Source organism: Allobosea sp. GW821-FHT03A12 (genome assembly GCF_058986765.1).
Genome location: NZ_JBYSVZ010000003.1, coordinates 650,391 through 664,583, shown reverse-complemented (window position 1 = coordinate 664,583; position 14,193 = coordinate 650,391). Strand labels below are relative to the sequence as shown.

Annotated in this window: 13 protein-coding genes; 6 read left to right on the top strand and 7 right to left on the bottom strand. The window is 66.6% G+C overall.

From position 1 onward, the window contains the following. Positions 1-4: 4 nt before the first annotated feature. Positions 5-904, top strand: a complete 900-nt coding sequence (locus tag AC3WLC_RS10745) for an ABC transporter permease (RefSeq protein WP_493683914.1) — start codon at positions 5-7, stop codon at positions 902-904. A 31-nt stretch (positions 905-935) separates the two neighbouring features. Beyond that, positions 936-2,573 carry a peptide ABC transporter substrate-binding protein gene (locus AC3WLC_RS10740; protein WP_493683913.1) on the top strand — a complete coding sequence of 546 codons (1,638 nt, stop codon included), beginning with the start codon at positions 936-938 and terminating at the stop codon, positions 2,571-2,573. A 54-nt stretch (positions 2,574-2,627) separates the two neighbouring features. On the opposite strand, the gene lhpI is transcribed toward AC3WLC_RS10740, so the two are convergent. The 7 genes from lhpI to AC3WLC_RS10705 all read right to left on the bottom strand — a co-directional run bounded on the left by lhpI (position 2,628) and on the right by AC3WLC_RS10705 (position 10,210). Then, positions 2,628-4,334 carry a cis-3-hydroxy-L-proline dehydratase gene (gene lhpI / locus AC3WLC_RS10735; protein ID WP_493683912.1) on the bottom strand — a complete coding sequence of 569 codons (1,707 nt, stop codon included), beginning with the start codon at positions 4,332-4,334 and terminating at the stop codon, positions 2,628-2,630. A 107-nt stretch (positions 4,335-4,441) separates the two neighbouring features. Beyond that, complete coding sequence (locus AC3WLC_RS10730) at positions 4,442-5,623, bottom strand: enolase C-terminal domain-like protein (protein ID WP_493683911.1); 1,182 nt, start codon at positions 5,621-5,623, stop codon at positions 4,442-4,444. 9 nt (positions 5,624-5,632) lie between these two features. After that, entirely contained in the window at positions 5,633-6,907 is a 1,275-nt protein-coding gene (locus tag AC3WLC_RS10725) for a TRAP transporter large permease (RefSeq protein ID WP_493683910.1), read from the bottom strand. A 5-nt stretch (positions 6,908-6,912) separates the two neighbouring features. Continuing rightward, positions 6,913-7,425, bottom strand: a complete 513-nt coding sequence (locus AC3WLC_RS10720; protein ID WP_493683909.1) for a TRAP transporter small permease — start codon at positions 7,423-7,425, stop codon at positions 6,913-6,915. 9 nt (positions 7,426-7,434) lie between these two features. Beyond that, positions 7,435-8,433: a TRAP transporter substrate-binding protein gene (locus AC3WLC_RS10715; protein ID WP_152016598.1), complete on the bottom strand. Its 999-nt coding sequence runs from the start codon at positions 8,431-8,433 to the stop codon at positions 7,435-7,437. Between the two features lie 54 nt (positions 8,434-8,487). Beyond that, a complete protein-coding gene (locus AC3WLC_RS10710) occupies positions 8,488-9,147 on the bottom strand; it encodes a GntR family transcriptional regulator (protein WP_493683908.1) in 660 nt (219 codons plus the stop codon). Positions 9,148-9,307: 160 nt separating this feature from the next. Further along, a complete protein-coding gene (locus AC3WLC_RS10705; RefSeq protein ID WP_493683907.1) occupies positions 9,308-10,210 on the bottom strand; it encodes a LysR substrate-binding domain-containing protein in 903 nt (300 codons plus the stop codon). 196 nt (positions 10,211-10,406) lie between these two features. On the opposite strand from AC3WLC_RS10705, the gene AC3WLC_RS10700 reads away from it, so the two are divergent. From AC3WLC_RS10700 to AC3WLC_RS10685, 4 genes are read left to right on the top strand one after another with little or no spacing between them, the layout of a single operon-like run. Beyond that, positions 10,407-11,414 (top strand): ABC transporter substrate-binding protein, encoded by a 1,008-nt coding sequence (locus tag AC3WLC_RS10700; RefSeq protein ID WP_493683906.1) that lies wholly within the window; start codon positions 10,407-10,409, stop codon positions 11,412-11,414. Positions 11,415-11,474: 60 nt separating this feature from the next. Then, positions 11,475-12,548 carry an ABC transporter ATP-binding protein gene (locus AC3WLC_RS10695; protein WP_493683905.1) on the top strand — a complete coding sequence of 358 codons (1,074 nt, stop codon included), beginning with the start codon at positions 11,475-11,477 and terminating at the stop codon, positions 12,546-12,548. After that, a complete protein-coding gene (locus AC3WLC_RS10690; protein ID WP_493683904.1) occupies positions 12,541-13,401 on the top strand; it encodes an ABC transporter permease in 861 nt (286 codons plus the stop codon). The genes AC3WLC_RS10695 and AC3WLC_RS10690 overlap by 8 nt, the downstream gene beginning before the upstream one ends. After that, the gene (locus AC3WLC_RS10685) at positions 13,398-14,192 is read left to right on the top strand and encodes an ABC transporter permease (RefSeq protein WP_493683903.1); all 795 of its coding nucleotides are present in this window, start codon (positions 13,398-13,400) and stop codon (positions 14,190-14,192) included. Before AC3WLC_RS10690 ends, AC3WLC_RS10685 begins: the two co-directional genes overlap by 4 nt. Position 14,193: the final 1 nt, after the last annotated feature.

Here is a 14,193-nt window from a genome sequence, read left to right as displayed (position 1 = left end):
GGCCATGACCGACATCCCCGCCTCGGCCTCCGCCCCCGCCACGGTCCCGACCCGCACCTATGCGCAGATGATCGCGCGGCGCTTCGTCAGCCATCGCATGGCGGTCGCCGGCGCGGTGCTGGTGGTGCTGCTCTGTTCGTCGGCCCTGTTCGCGCAGTTCGTCGCGCCGCACGACCCGACGGCGATCGACACGGCGAAGCGCTTCCTACCGCCCCTCGCCTCCTGGAGCTATCCGCTCGGCACCGACGATCTCGGCCGCGACACGCTGAGCCGGCTGCTCTATGGCGGCCAGGTCTCGCTCACGGTCGGCATCGTTGCGATGCTGACGACGATGCTGACCGGCACGCTGGTTGGGCTCGCCGCCGGCTATTACGGCGGCATCATCGACAACCTGCTTATGCGGTTCGTCGACACGCTACTGTGCTTTCCGCAGGTCTTCCTGCTGCTGGTCGTCGCCGCCTTCGTGCCGCCGACCATCCTGTCGATCTCGCTGATCATCGGCCTGACCTCCTGGATGGAGGTCTCGCGCATCGTCCGGGCCCAGGTCTCCACGCTGAAGGAGATGGATTTCGTCCAGGCTTCGCGCGGCTTCGGCGCCTCGAACTGGCGAATCATGCTGGTCGAGCTCTTGCCGAACATCGCCGCGCCAGTGCTGGTCGCGGCGACGCTCAAGGTCGCGACCGCCGTGCTGATGGAATCCTATATCAGCTTCCTCGGCTACGGCGTGCAGCCGCCGATGGCGAGCTGGGGCAACATGCTGACCAATGCCCAGGGCTATTTCGACACCGTGCCCTTCCTGGCAATCCTGCCCGGCATCCTGATCACCTTCACCGTCATGGGCTTCAACTTCCTGGGCGACGGCCTGCGGGACGCCGTCGACGCCAGGCTGAAGATCGATCCGTAGTCCAAAGCCAACAACCAGAGGGGAGACCAGCATGTCCACGACGACATCAACGACCCGGCGCTCGCTGCTCAAGGCCGCAGCGGCATCGAGCCTGATCCTGCCCACCGGCGCCATCTTCAGCCCGGCGATCGCGCAGCGCCGCGACCGCATCATCCTCGGCACCACCCAGGAACCGGTGCAGTTCAATCCGCTGCTCTATGTCAATGCCGGCGCCGAGAACATTCCGGAGGCCTGCCTGTTCGACGCGCTCTGGGACGTCAACGAGAAGGGCGAGTTCGTGCCCAATCTCGCCGCGCGCATCCCGACCCGCGAGAACGGCGACATCTCGGCCGACGGCAAGACCTGGCGCATCAGCCTGAAGCGCGACGTCAAATGGAGCGACGGCCAGCCCTTCACCGCCCGCGACGTCGAGTTCACCTATCAGACCATCGTCAATCCCAAGGTCGCGGTGCGCTCGCGCAGCGGCTTCGACCTGATCGAGAGCTTCAAGCGGGTCGACGACCACACCGTCGAGATCGTGCTGTCGCGCCCCTTCGTGCCCTTCATGTGGGCCTGGCAGAACATGCACATCGTGCCGCATCACCTGCTCTCCAAGGAGGAGAACATCAACACTTCGGGCTTCAACGCCCAGCCGGTTGGCACCGGCGCCTATCTCCTGAAATCGCGCACCGCCGGCAGCCACATGGTCTACGAGGCCAACCCGAACTATCACCGTGGCGCGCCCAAGATCCGGCAGTTCATCCATAAGTTCGTGCCGGATCAGCTCGTCGCGTATGGCCAGGCCCGCACCGGCGAGATCGACTATCTCGGCGTCTCCGGCGTGCCCTTCGACCGCTGGGGCGAGGCCGCCAAGCTACCGGACCGGACCTTCTTCCCGCTGGCGCAGCCCTGGGTGCAGTTCGTCTACTTCAATTGCGGCAAGCCGCAGTTCAAGGATCCCAAGGTCCGACGCGCGCTCTATATCGCGCTCGAAATGCAGAAGACGATCGATGATGTCTTCTTCGGCGCCTACAAGCGCACCCTCTCCTACCTGCACACCAGCCACTGGGCCTACAACCACGATCTCAAGGACACCGGCCCCAATCCGCAGCTCGCGGCGAAGATGCTCGACGAGGCCGGCTGGAAGGTCGGCGCCGACGGCGTCCGCGAGAAGGACGGCGTCAAGATGAAGTTCTCGATGTCGACGACAGCCGGCTTCCCGGCGCGCCAGGCGACACAGGCGATCTTCCAGCAGAACTGGAAGGCGATCGGCGTCGAGATGGAGATCAAGAACATGCCGGCCTCGGTGGTCTGGGGCGAGTACACCACCAAGTCGCAGTTCGACACGCTGCTGGTCTCCTGGGAGCCGACCGTCGGCATGGACCCCGACTACACCGCCCGGGCCCATTCCAAGATGATCCCGGTCAAGACCGGCAGCGGCTCGAACTACACCCAGTACGAGAACGCCGAGGTCGACAAGCTGCTCGAGGACGGGGTCAAGCAGACCGACCAGGCCGAGCGCAAGAAGACCTATGCCCGCATCCAGGAGATCCTGCTGGAGGAAGTGCCGTTCGGGCCGCAGGGCGGCGTCTTCCAGGGTCAGATCGCCCACAAATCGCTGCAGGGCATCAAGCCCAACCAGTACGTGGTCGACGCCGCCTGGAACGTTCACGAATGGTCATGGGGCTGACGCTCTGAACCCGGGCCTGGAACCGGAAGCGCCAGCGCCTCCTGGTTTCAGGCCTCAGGCGAGCCAGGCGGGAAGCCGTGCGGGAGCGACTCCCGTCAGGGCCGCCTCGATGCAGTCGTCGAGCGTTCCCAACCTGACGGTGCAGCCGGAGAGTCCCGGTCCGTAATGGGCGTATTTTCCGGAATTGGTCAGGACGACCTTGGCCTGCTCCGGAAAGACCGGGCGGGTGATCGAGCACCAGCAGAGATCGGGGATGAGCGCGACGCCGCTCTGCGCAAGCGTGGCCATCGTGCCGTCGGCTTGCGCCGCCGCAATCACATCCCGTCCCGCCGTGATGATGACTGAGAGGGTCGCGGCGACAGGGCGACCGTCAAGCCGCTCCGCAAACGCCCGGCATTCGTCGAGCGAGGCGTGCGGGCTGCCGATGGCGACGAGATCGACGCCGGCCGGCCCCTCGCTCAGCTTGCGCCAGCCGGCGATGAGGTCTTCGCGGGTGATGACGACTTCATCATCGGGGCTGCCACCGAGCGCCTGCGCCTCCGGCGTGATGCCCTCGACATGCAGCATCGCCGCAGCCGAGGTCGTGCCGAAGGCGGCGCAGAGCGCCTTGAGATCGTCCTGCGTCGGCCGGGTGTTCACCAGGCCCTTGATCAACGGGATCCGATCAGGCGAAGCGAGGCCAACGAGATAGCCGATCAAGGGCCAGGCTGCGCTATCCGCGCCGACCGGCAGCTCGACCCGGACCGCACGGCGCGCTCGCCGTCCTTCGTCGAGAAAAGCGCCGGCGCGCGGAGCACGACCGGTGACCGCGATGCAGAAGTCGAGGAAATCCGGATGCTTGGCGGTGCGGGCGCCGAGCACGGAGTTGGCGAAGATCACCGCATTCGATTCCGACCAGCCGATCGGCTCGCCGAAACTAGGCGGCTCAGGCAGCATATAGGGCGCGCAGGTGAAGCTCGCCTGGCAGCCCATGCGGACATAGGTATTGGCGAGGCGCGCGGCCGGCTCGCCGAATGCGGGCGCGACGCCCTGGCGACGCCAGTTCGCATGATCGACCGAGATCGCGTTCATCGTCGTCGGGATGCGGACGCGCGCGCCCAGCTCCTCCATCGTCTCGGCGAAGACGAGATTGGCCGGGCCGGCATAGATGCAGCCGTCGACATGAGCCCGGGTCACGTTGATGAGCGACCGCGCGCCCTGCTGGCTCGCCATGGCGACGAGGATGCGCATGGCCTGCTGCGCAGCGATCCCGTCGCCTCCGTCGAGCATGCGACGATCGGCAGGCGTCAGCGCCAGCTCCTCAGGCGCCGCCGTAGCCAGAGGAATCCGAATGCGTCCGCCATCGGCCGCGATGCCGTCCGGCGTGATCGTCGCCTCCTTCGCGCGGGACAAGGCGGCGAAGGCCTCGTCCGCGAGACGGATGACCGGGACAGGACGCCCGAACATCTCCGACGCGGCGATCGCTCCGAGCGTCAGCGTGTCCTCGGGACCGGAAAAGACCAAAGCGGCAGGATTCTTGCCGGAGAGCGCAAGCTCCAGCAGCACGCCCGAGCCGGAGCAGGAGCCGCGGCTGGTCGGCATCAGCACGATCGCGCCGGCGAGCGAGACGCCATGCGCCGGATGGTGGACATCGATGACGGTGCCCGTTGCCGGATCGACGCCGCCCCAGAAGCTCAGGGGCTCGCCGAGGATGATGATCGGCCCGGCGGCATCCCCGGGAGCAACGACGATGCCGTGGTCCTGTCGCGAGGCGAAGTTCATAGCGGGGATCGACGAAGCCAGATGCGGAACGGGCGGGGCGCAAAACCCCTCCCCGCGGCAGTGATATCATCGAATGGCAGGCGCGAAAGACTGCGACCCGCAACGACCTACAGCTTGAACACCTCCCGCGCCGTCTCATGGGCGCGGATGTAGTCCCAATCATAGGTCACGCCGAGGCCGGGGCCGGTCGGCACCGGGAAGCAGCCGTCCTTGTCGACGCCGTCGAGCTGGTCGCTGTAGCCGCAGGCATAGACCGGCGGCACCGCGTTCGGGCAATCGGGCCCGACCAGCGCCAATTCGTAGAAATTGGTGTTGCGGGTCACGGCCATGCAGTGGCGATGGGCCGGGCCGCAGGCATGGATCTCGACATCGACGCCGAAGGCCTCGGCGAGATGGGCGATCTTCATCGCGCCGGTGATGCCGAGATCGTATTCCGGGTCGGAGCGTAGCGCGTCGGTGCCGCCATTGATCAGGAAATCGGCCTTCGGCTCGAAGCCGCGCAGGTACTCGGTCTGCAGGATCGGCGTCTTCAGCATCTCGCGCAGCTTCTTGTGGGCGAAGGCCGAGACGCCGCAATCGCGCATCGGGTCCTCGTACCAGAAGTAGTTGCCCTCGTCGCAGGCGCGCCCGACATAGAGCGCATCGGCGAAGGTGCGGAGCTCATTGGCGGGGTCGAGCATCAGGGTCATGCGGTCGCCGACCGCCTTGGCGACATGCAGGACGTTGGCCGCCTCCTCGCGCGCATCGCCATCATGCCAGCCATGGACCTTGAAGGCGCGGTAGCCGAGGTCGTAGCAGGCCTCGGCGAAGTCGACGAAGGCCTCCTTGCTGTCGAGCCCACCATTGCGGTCGCCGTGATAGGTCGAGGCATAGGTCTTGAGCTTGCTGCGGAAACCGCCGAGGAGCTGCGAGACCGAGGCGCCGAAGCGCTTGCCGGCGAGGTCCCAGAGCGCGATGTCGATCGGCCCGATGCCCATGCCGTCATGCTGGCGCAGCTCGCGCTTCATGTCGTTCCAGATCTCCTCGCGGTGATCGGGATTGCGGCCGAGGATATTGGGCGCGAGCGAGAGCGTCTGCGCCATGGTGGCGCGGGTGCCGCCCCAGTGCATGACGTACTGGCCCTCGGCGCCGTCCTCGCTGCGGATGACCACGGCGAACTTGGTCAGCTCCAGCTCGGAATTGGGCTTGTAGCCGATATTGTAGATGGCGCGGGCGTTCTCGGCCGAGCGGCCGATGTTCCTCGCCTTGAACGAGAACTCGACGATCTCGACTTCGCTGATCCTGGTCATGGGTTTTCCTTAGAAGCCGGCGACACGCGGCAGCCACAGGCTGAGCGCGGGCACATAGGTGATGATGGCGAGGGCAACGATCAGCGCGATCAGGAAGGGCCAGAGCTCGCGGAAGAGCGGCCCGAGCTTCTCGCGGGTGATCGCCATGGCGACGAAGCAGAGCACCCCAACCGGCGGCGTGACCTGGCCGATGACGAGGTTGACCAGCAGCACGATGCCGAAATGCACGAGGTCGATCTGCAGCGCCGTCAGCAGCGGCAAGAGGATCGGCACCAGGATGATCATGATGGCGATCGTCTCCATGAACATGCCGGCGATCAGCAGGGCGATGTTCAGGATCAGCAGCACGACCAGCGGGTCGGTCGAGATCGACTTCATGAAGTCGGTGACGAGCTGGGGCGCCTGATCGACGGCGAGGATCCAGCTGAAGGGCGAGGCGGCAGCGACAATGGCGAGGATGACCGCCGTCTCGCGCGCCGTGCCGACCAGGATCGCCGGCAGGTCGGCGAGGCGGATCGTGCGGTAGACCAGCATGCCGACGACCAGCGAATAGGCGGCGGCGACGCCGGCGATCTCGGTCGCGGTGAAGAGCCCGGCGCGGAAGCCGACAATGATCAGCACCGGCATCAGCAGCGCCAGCGAAGCGTATCTGAACTCCTTCCAGAGATTGGCGAAGGAGAAGGCGCCAGCCGGGCGGAAATCCCGCTTCAGCGCCATGATGGCGATGGTCGCCATGATGCAGCCGGCCATGACGAGGCCGGGGATGATACCGGCGACGAACAGGCTGCCCAGCGAGATGTTGGCCTGCCAGGCGTAGACCACCATCAGGATCGAGGGCGGGATGATCGGCCCGAGCGTGCCCGCGACGGCCGAGAGCGCCGCGCCAAAGGCGCGCGGATAGCCCATTTTCTCGAGCTGCGGCACAAAGACCCGGGCGGCCGCCGCGGTATCGGCGACCGAGGAGCCGGAGATGCCGGAGAGGAAGACCTCACCAACGACCAGCGTATGGGCCGGGCCGCCGCGGATATGGCCGACCAGCGCCTTGGTGAAGCTGAACAGGCGCTCGGAGATGCCGGACGCGTTCATCAGCGAGCCGGCGAGTGTGAAGAGCGGGATCGCCAGCAGCGGGAAGGACTGCACGCCGGCGACGATGCGCTGCGCCGCCACGGTGAGCGGGATGCCCTCCATGAAGATCACCAGCAGGGCCGAGCCGGCCATGGCGATCCAGATCGGCGTGCCGACGACGATGAGCAGCGCGAAGGCGCCGAGAAGCAAGGTCACCATGGCCGCTACTCGCGCGTCGTGATGTCGGACCAGAGCGCCCCTGCGGGCCCCTCATCCAGCAGGTTGCGCAGCAGGTGCAGCAGCGAGAGCACACTGCCGACGAAGAGCGGCGCGATCATCCAGCCGGCGGAGATGCCGAGCATAGGTGTGATGTTCGGCATCTCGCGCTGGAGATAGCGCCAGGAGAAATAGGTCAGCGTGCCCAGCACCACTGCCGTCGCCAGGAAGGCGAGCAGGCCGAAGGCGCGGGCGAGCCAGCGCGGCGCGAACATCACGATGACGTCGATGATGATGTGCGTGCGGACGTGGAAGGCACTGGCGATGCCGAGGAAGACCATCCAGGCGAAGAGCAGCAGGATGAGCTCCTCCGACCAGGTCAGCGGGTCGCTCAACACATAGCGGAAGACGACGGCGGCGCAGACCAGCGTCGCGATGGCGGCGTGGAGGACCACCAGGGCAGCATCCTCCACGCGGCTCGACCAGTCGTCGAGCCGCCGGATCAAGGTGAGGCCGGTCATCGCTACGGACTAACGCTGGCGCTGCTTGTCGATCGCCGCGAGCACGCGGTCGAGATGGGCCTTGCCCCAGCGGCCTTCCATCGCGGTTGCGACGACCTTCGACTTGGCGGCGAAGGCGTCGCGATCGACGTCCTCGACGATCTTGGAGCGGCCGGACTTGCGGATGTCCTCCAGCATCGAGGCCTCGCGCTTCTGCTGGAGATAGGTGTTCATCGCCGAGGCGCGGGCCGCTTCCGCGAACAGGACCTCGCGATGCTCGGGCTTCAGCCTGGCAAGGCTGTCCTTGTTGATGACGATCATGTTGTTCTGGAGCATGTGCTTGGTCATCGCGACGAAGCCCTGCACCTCATAGAACTTGCGCGAGAAGATCGTCGGGATCGGGTTTTCCTGGCCGTCGACCGTCTTCTGCTGGAGCGCGGTGTAGACCTCGCCGAAGGGGACCGGCGTCGGCGCTCCGCCATAGGCCTTGATCATCTCGACCCAGACCGGACTCTCCGGCACGCGGATCTTCAGGCCTTGCAGATCCTCCGGCTTCTTCACGGCGCGATCGAGCGTCGTCATGTTGCGCCAGCCCCAGTACCAGATGCGGCTGACCGGCACGATGTTGTGCTTGTCGCGCAGCTCGTCGAACACCGGATCGAAGGCGTCGGAGCGGATAATCGCTTCCGCCTCGCTCCAGTCCTTCCAGAGGAAGGGCGCGCTCGGGATCTCCAGCGCCGGCACCAGCGAGGACGCGGCCGCCATCGAGGGCGCGGAGAGGTCGAGCGCGCCTTCCTTGACCTGCTTGAAGAGATCGACCTCCTTGCCGAGCTGCTCGGCCGGGAAGACGCGGATGGTGACCGCGCCGCCCGTGCCCTTGTTCACGCGCTCGGCGAATTCCTGGAAGAGCTCGCCGGCGATCTCGGCGGTGGTGTTGGCGTGGCCGAAGCGCAGGGTCTGTGCCTGCGCCACGCTTGCGATGAAGCTGCCGGCGATCAAGGCCGCGGCGGCGATGCGTTTCAAGATCATGTTGATCCTCCCTGATGTTGAACCGGGCCGTTTTCGGCCTCGGGGGCGTTTCGGCTACTTGATCAGCCGCTCGTAGGAGCCTTCGAGATGCAGGCGCATGGCCTGCGCTGCGGCGTCGGGATCGCCTGCCTCGAGCGCGTCGACGATGCGGAAATGTTCCTGATGGGTCAGGCCGACATCCTGCTCGCGCGTCAGGTAGAGCCGCGAGATGTGCAGGTGGAAGCGCAGGTCGTCATAGCTCTTGAGCGCGACCTGGTTGCCGGCGGCCTGCAGGATGATGCGGTGGAAGCGGTCGTCGCCCTCGGTGAAGCCACGATGGCTGCGATATTCGCGCGACGGCTCGCCGGCCATCATGGCCGCGACCTCGTCGCGCAGCGCCGCGATGACATCCGGGCCGGGCTTGCGCCTGGCAGCCTCGGCCGCCGCCCAGGGCTCGATCACGCCGCGAAAATTGTAGACGTCCTCGTAATAGCGCCTGTCCGGCAGCGGCGCCGTGGCGAAGCCGATGAAGGGCTCGGCCTTGACCAGCCCCTCGGCGACGAGCCGCGCCAGCGCCTCGCGAATCGGCGTCGACGAGACCTGAAGCTCGCGCGCCAACCCGTCGACATTGAGCTTCTCGCCCGGCGCATAGGCCTGGTCGAGGATACGTTCCTTGATCGCCTCGTAGACCTGGTCGCCGAGCACGACCCGCTCGATCTTGCGTGCACCGTTCAAGACTTGGCATCCTGCATCTTGGATCGTGCACGATCCTGGGATGAACGATCGGGCGAGTCAACCCATCGCTTGACCGAGCACCACTGGTTTTAGGGTATGACGTCCCAAGCCTCATGCCTGGCCATGGCCTGCCGAGATGGGGCTGTCGTCCTGGCAGCTCCTATTGCTGCTGCGCCGCCAGGCTCTCGCTTCGCAAAAAGCGGATGAACTCCTCGACCAGGCGGGTGCGCTGGCTGTGCGAAGGGAACAGCACCCCGAAGTTATAGGGCACGTCCGGCTCGAAGCGGCGCCAGACGAGGCCCCTGGAGGCGAAGGCGTTGGCGGTGAACCGGTCGGTGACGGTGACGCCGACGCCACTGGCCACGAGCTCACAGGCCACGGCGGCGATCGGCGTATCGACGCGGATGTCCGGCACGGAGCCGGCATCGTCAAGCGCCTGCTGGAACGGCAGATGCGTGAAGCTGTCGCGCCCCTTGCCGACGAAGGCCTGTCCATGCAGGTCGCGCGGCGTGATCACCTCGCGCGCCGCGAGCGGATGATCAGGCAGCATCACGCAGACCCCGATGGCGGGGTCGAACAGCTCGATCTCGACCCCCGGCTTCTCCATCGGCAGCATGGCGAAGCCGATGTCGAACTGACGAGTCGAGACCCATGAGGCGATCGTCTCCGAGCGCTGGACCTGAAGCGCCGCCGCGACCCCTTCATGCTCCCCGAGGAAGCGGGCGAGCGCGGCCGGCAGGAACTGGTGGGCCAGGGCCGGCATGCTGACGATCCTGAGCTGCTCGACGCGTCGCTCCTTGATCTGCGCCGCCCGCTCGGCGATGCGCTCCAGCCCGACGAAGCTGCGCTCGACCTCGTCATGCAAGGCGAGCGCCTCCGCCGTCGGCCAGCTGCGCCCATCCGCCCGCGTGAACAGGGCAAAGCCCAGGCGCTCCTGCAATTCCTTCAACAGGCGGGAGATCGAGGGCTGCGAGGTCCGCAGCAGCCGTGCAGCCTGAGTGAAGCTGCCGACATGCAGCACAGCATTGAAGGCTTCCCAGTGCTTGTGACCGATTTGCGTCAAATCAAGGCCCCCCGTCCCCGTCGCGCTGCAATCTGCGCGCGCCTTGGTATGCCCATATCAAATCCGGATCGATCGATCCATATTTCGTCAATTGACAGATACCCCTGCGACCGAAACCCTGACGGCAATCAGGCAAGAAAGAGGGGCTGCCGGCATGAATTCTCCGCGTCACGGAATCTGTTCACTCGCGCTCGGAATGGCGCTGTCTGCCACCGGCTGGGCCTCGTCCGGCGCCCTTGCGCAGGACACCATGTACATCGCCGGCTATGGCGGCTCGTTCGAGCGTCTGATGCGGGATTCGGTGATCCCGCCCTTCGAGAAGGCCAACAGCGTCAAGATCGAGTACGTCGCCGGGCAGTCGACCGCGACGCTGGCGAAGTTGCAGGCCCAGCGCAGCAAGCAGGAGATCGACATCGCGATCGTCGACGATGGGCCGATGTACCAGGCGGTGCAGTTCGGCTTCTGCGCGCCGATCCAGAAGGCGCCGGTGCTGGACGACATCTATCCGATCGCGAAGCTCGCCGACCAGGCGATCGCCTTCGGCATCGGCGTCACCGCGCCGGTCTACAACACCAAGATCTTCAAGGAGAAAGGCCTGCCTGTCCCGACCTCCTGGGGCGATCTCGGCAACAGCGCCTATAAGGGCCAGCTCGCTCTTCTGGGTGCCGCCAGCACCACTGGCCTGCACGGCCTAATCATGGTCGCGCGCGCCAAGGGCGGCGGCGAGGCCAATATCGATCCCGGCTTCAAGGCCTTCAAGGACGAAATCCGCCCGAACATCGTGACCTTCGCCCCCTCCGCGCCGAAGCTGGAGGAATTGCTGCAGAGCGGCGAGATCGCGATGACGGTGGTGGCGCGCTCGCGCGCCGTCGCGCTGAAGAAGGAAGGGTTGCCGCTGCAGGCGGTCGAGCCCAAGGAAGGCGCCGCGGCGCTGATGGTGACGATGTGCCCGGTCGTCGACAGCGACGTGCCAGCGCAGGCGCAGAAGTTCATCCAGCACATGCTCTCGCCCGAGATCCAGAAGGTCTTCGCCAAGGCAGGCTATGGCCCGGTCAATCGCAAGACCGAGCTGACCGAGGAGGAGAAGGAAGGCCTCGCCGTCGGCGACGAGGCCGTCGGCAAGCTCGCAAAGATCGACTGGCCGGTCGTCAACCAGAACCGCGCTGCCTGGACGCAGCGCTGGAACCGCGAAGTCGAGCGCTAAGACCATCCCGACAGGCCGGTTGCCCCGGCCTGTCCTCTCCCGAACGAGCCTTCCAAGCCCATGGCCAAGATCGCGCTCGAGGCGCTGACCAAGCGCTTCGCCAACTTCACCGCGCTCGCGGGGATCGACCTTTCGATCGAGCCGGGCGAATTCGTCGGACTGCTCGGCCCCTCCGGCTGCGGCAAGACCACGACGCTCAACATCGTCGCCGGCTTCGAGGAGCCGAGTGGCGGGCGCGTCCTGCTCGACGGCCGCGACCTTGCGGGCGTGCCGGCGAACCGGCGCGGCATGGGCATCGTCTTCCAGAGCTATGCGCTGTTTCCGCACATGACCGTGGCGGAGAACATCTCCTTCGGGCTGGAGATGCGCGGGATGGGCCGTGCCCAGCGGGACAAGGCGATCCGCCAGGCACTCGATCTCGTGCATCTCTCGGCCATGAGCGAGCGCTATCCGCGCCAGCTCTCCGGCGGCCAGCAGCAGCGCGTCGCCCTGGCGCGGGCGCTCGCCATCGAGCCGGCGCTGCTCCTGCTCGACGAGCCCTTGTCCAATCTCGACGCCAAGCTGCGCGAGGAGATGCAGGTCGAGATCCGCGCGATCCAGCGCCGCGTCGGCACGACCACGATCATGGTCACGCACGACCAGGCCGAGGCGCTCGCGACCTGCGACAAGATCGCGGTGATGGATGCCGGGCGCATCGTCCAGCTCGCCGACCCGCTGACGCTCTACGATGCGCCCGCGAGCCGCTTCGCCGCGGCCTTCGTCGGGCGCTCCTCGCAATTGCCGGCCATGGTCACCGCCGTCGACGGGTCGATCGCGCGCCTGCGCATCGAGGGTCTGCCGGCCGAGGTCGGTGGGCGGCTGCATCACCCCGTGCCAGTGGGCGAAGCCGTGCTGATCGCGCTGCGGCCGGAAAAGGTCCTGCTCGGAGTTCCCGGAACGGGCGCGGTCGATGGCCGCCTGCAGTCGCGGGTGTTCCAGGGCAGCTCCTGGCTGTTTTCGGTGCAGACGAGTGTCGGCAGCGTGCTGGTCTCCGAACCGCATCGCGGCGCCCCACGTTTCCAGGAAGGCGATACCGTCTCGATCGCCTGGACGCCCGAGGACGCCGCCGTGGTGTCGGAGGCCGCCTGTGGCTAGTGCGAAGCGCCGTGCGCCCTATTGGCTGAGCCTGCCGGCGCTGCTCGTCTTCGCGGCACTGCTGGTGACGCCGCTCGCGATGATCGCAGGCCTCAGCTTCCAGGCCTTCGACCTGAACACCGGCCAGATCGGCGGCTTCACCCTCGGCAACTACGCCGACACGCTGGGCGATCCCTATTATCACACGATCTTCCTGCGCACGGTCGGCATCGCGCTGGCGACGACGGCGATCTGCATCCTGATCGGCGCGCCGGAGGCCTATTTCCTGTCGCGCATGCGCGCGCCCTGGCGCTCGATCTTCCTGATCGTGACCTTGAGCCCGCTCTTGATCTCGGTGGTGGTGCGCACGCTGGGCTGGGCCCTGCTGTTCGGCCGCAACGGCGTGATCAACCAGGTCCTCGGCGCGCTCGGCCTCGCCTCGGGTCCGATCCCGATGCTCTACACCGTGCAGGGCGTCGTCATCGCACTGGTCCATGTCGCGGTGCCGTTCATGGTGATCTCGGTCTGGGCCGCGCTGCAGCGCCTCGATCCCAAGGTGATCCGCGCCGCGAGCTCGCTCGGGGCGAGCGAGTTCACGATCTTCCGGCGCATCGTGCTGCCGCAGGTCATTCCCGGCATCCTCTCGGGCTCGCTGATCGTCTTCGCCCTCGCTGCCAGCGCCTTCGCGACACCGGCGATCATCGGCGGGCGCCAGCTCAAGGTGGTGGCGACCGCGACCTATGACGAGTTCCTGGGCACGCTGAACTGGCCGCTCGGCGCCGCCATCGCGATCGTCCTGCTGATCGTCAACGCCGCGATCATGCTGACCTACAACCGCATCGTCGAGCGGCGCTATCAGAGGTTCGCGCAATGAGCCGCAACGGAGCCTTCGCGGTCGCCTTCCATACGCTGTTCGTCGCCTTCATGCTGGCGCCGCTGGTGGTGGTGATCTGGATGTCGCTGACGCCCTCGAACCTCTTGTCGCTGCCTACGACCTCGTTCTCGCTGCGCTGGTTCTGGGCGATCCTGCGCCATAGCCAGTTCATCGACGCCTTCTGGTTCAGCATCCTGCTCGGCTTCCTCTCGGCGAGCCTGGCGATGGTGCTGGCCGTGCCGGCCGCGCTCGCTCTGGCCCGCCATCGCTTTCCGGGGCGGGACGGCTTCGTCGCGCTCTTCCTGTCGCCATTGATCATCCCGCATGTCGTGCTCGGCGTCGCCTTCCTGCGCTTCTTCACGCAGATCGGCACGACCGGGACCTTCATCGGGCTGCTCGGCGCCCATGTGCTGGTGATCTTCCCCTATGGCCTGCGCCTCGTCTTGGCGGCGCTGACGACGAGCGATCCGGCGATCGAGCGGGCGGCGATCTCGCTCGGGGCCTCGCAGTGGACGGTGTTCCGGCGGGTGCTCTTCCCGCTGATGATCCCCGGCGTCGCCGGCGGCTGGGTCATCTCCTTCATCCAGAGCTTCGACGAGGTGACGATGACCGTGTTCGTCGCGACCCCGTCCTCGATGACGCTGCCGGTGCGCATGTACCACTACATCGAGGAGTCGATCGATCCGCTGGTGGCCTCGGTCTCGACCGTCGTCATCCTCCTCACCTTCCTGCTCATGGCCATCGTGGACCGCATCTACGGGCTGGACCGCATCCTGGTCGGCAAGGGCTGAG

Excerpts from the sequence above, each read along its gene's own strand:
- AC3WLC_RS10745 (WP_493683914.1), top strand. The coding sequence starts at position 5 with ATGACCGACATCCCCGCCTCGGCCTCCGCCCCCGCCACGGTCCCGACC.
- AC3WLC_RS10740 (WP_493683913.1), top strand. The coding sequence starts at position 936 with ATGTCCACGACGACATCAACGACCCGGCGCTCGCTGCTCAAGGCCGCA.
- lhpI (WP_493683912.1), bottom strand. The coding sequence starts at position 4,334 with ATGAACTTCGCCTCGCGACAGGACCACGGCATCGTCGTTGCTCCCGGG.
- AC3WLC_RS10730 (WP_493683911.1), bottom strand. The coding sequence starts at position 5,623 with ATGACCAGGATCAGCGAAGTCGAGATCGTCGAGTTCTCGTTCAAGGCG.
- AC3WLC_RS10725 (WP_493683910.1), bottom strand. The coding sequence starts at position 6,907 with ATGGTGACCTTGCTTCTCGGCGCCTTCGCGCTGCTCATCGTCGTCGGC.
- AC3WLC_RS10720 (WP_493683909.1), bottom strand. The coding sequence starts at position 7,425 with ATGACCGGCCTCACCTTGATCCGGCGGCTCGACGACTGGTCGAGCCGC.
- AC3WLC_RS10715 (WP_152016598.1), bottom strand. The coding sequence starts at position 8,433 with ATGATCTTGAAACGCATCGCCGCCGCGGCCTTGATCGCCGGCAGCTTC.
- AC3WLC_RS10700 (WP_493683906.1), top strand. The coding sequence starts at position 10,407 with ATGGCGCTGTCTGCCACCGGCTGGGCCTCGTCCGGCGCCCTTGCGCAG.
- AC3WLC_RS10695 (WP_493683905.1), top strand. The coding sequence starts at position 11,475 with ATGGCCAAGATCGCGCTCGAGGCGCTGACCAAGCGCTTCGCCAACTTC.
- AC3WLC_RS10685 (WP_493683903.1), top strand. The coding sequence starts at position 13,398 with ATGAGCCGCAACGGAGCCTTCGCGGTCGCCTTCCATACGCTGTTCGTC.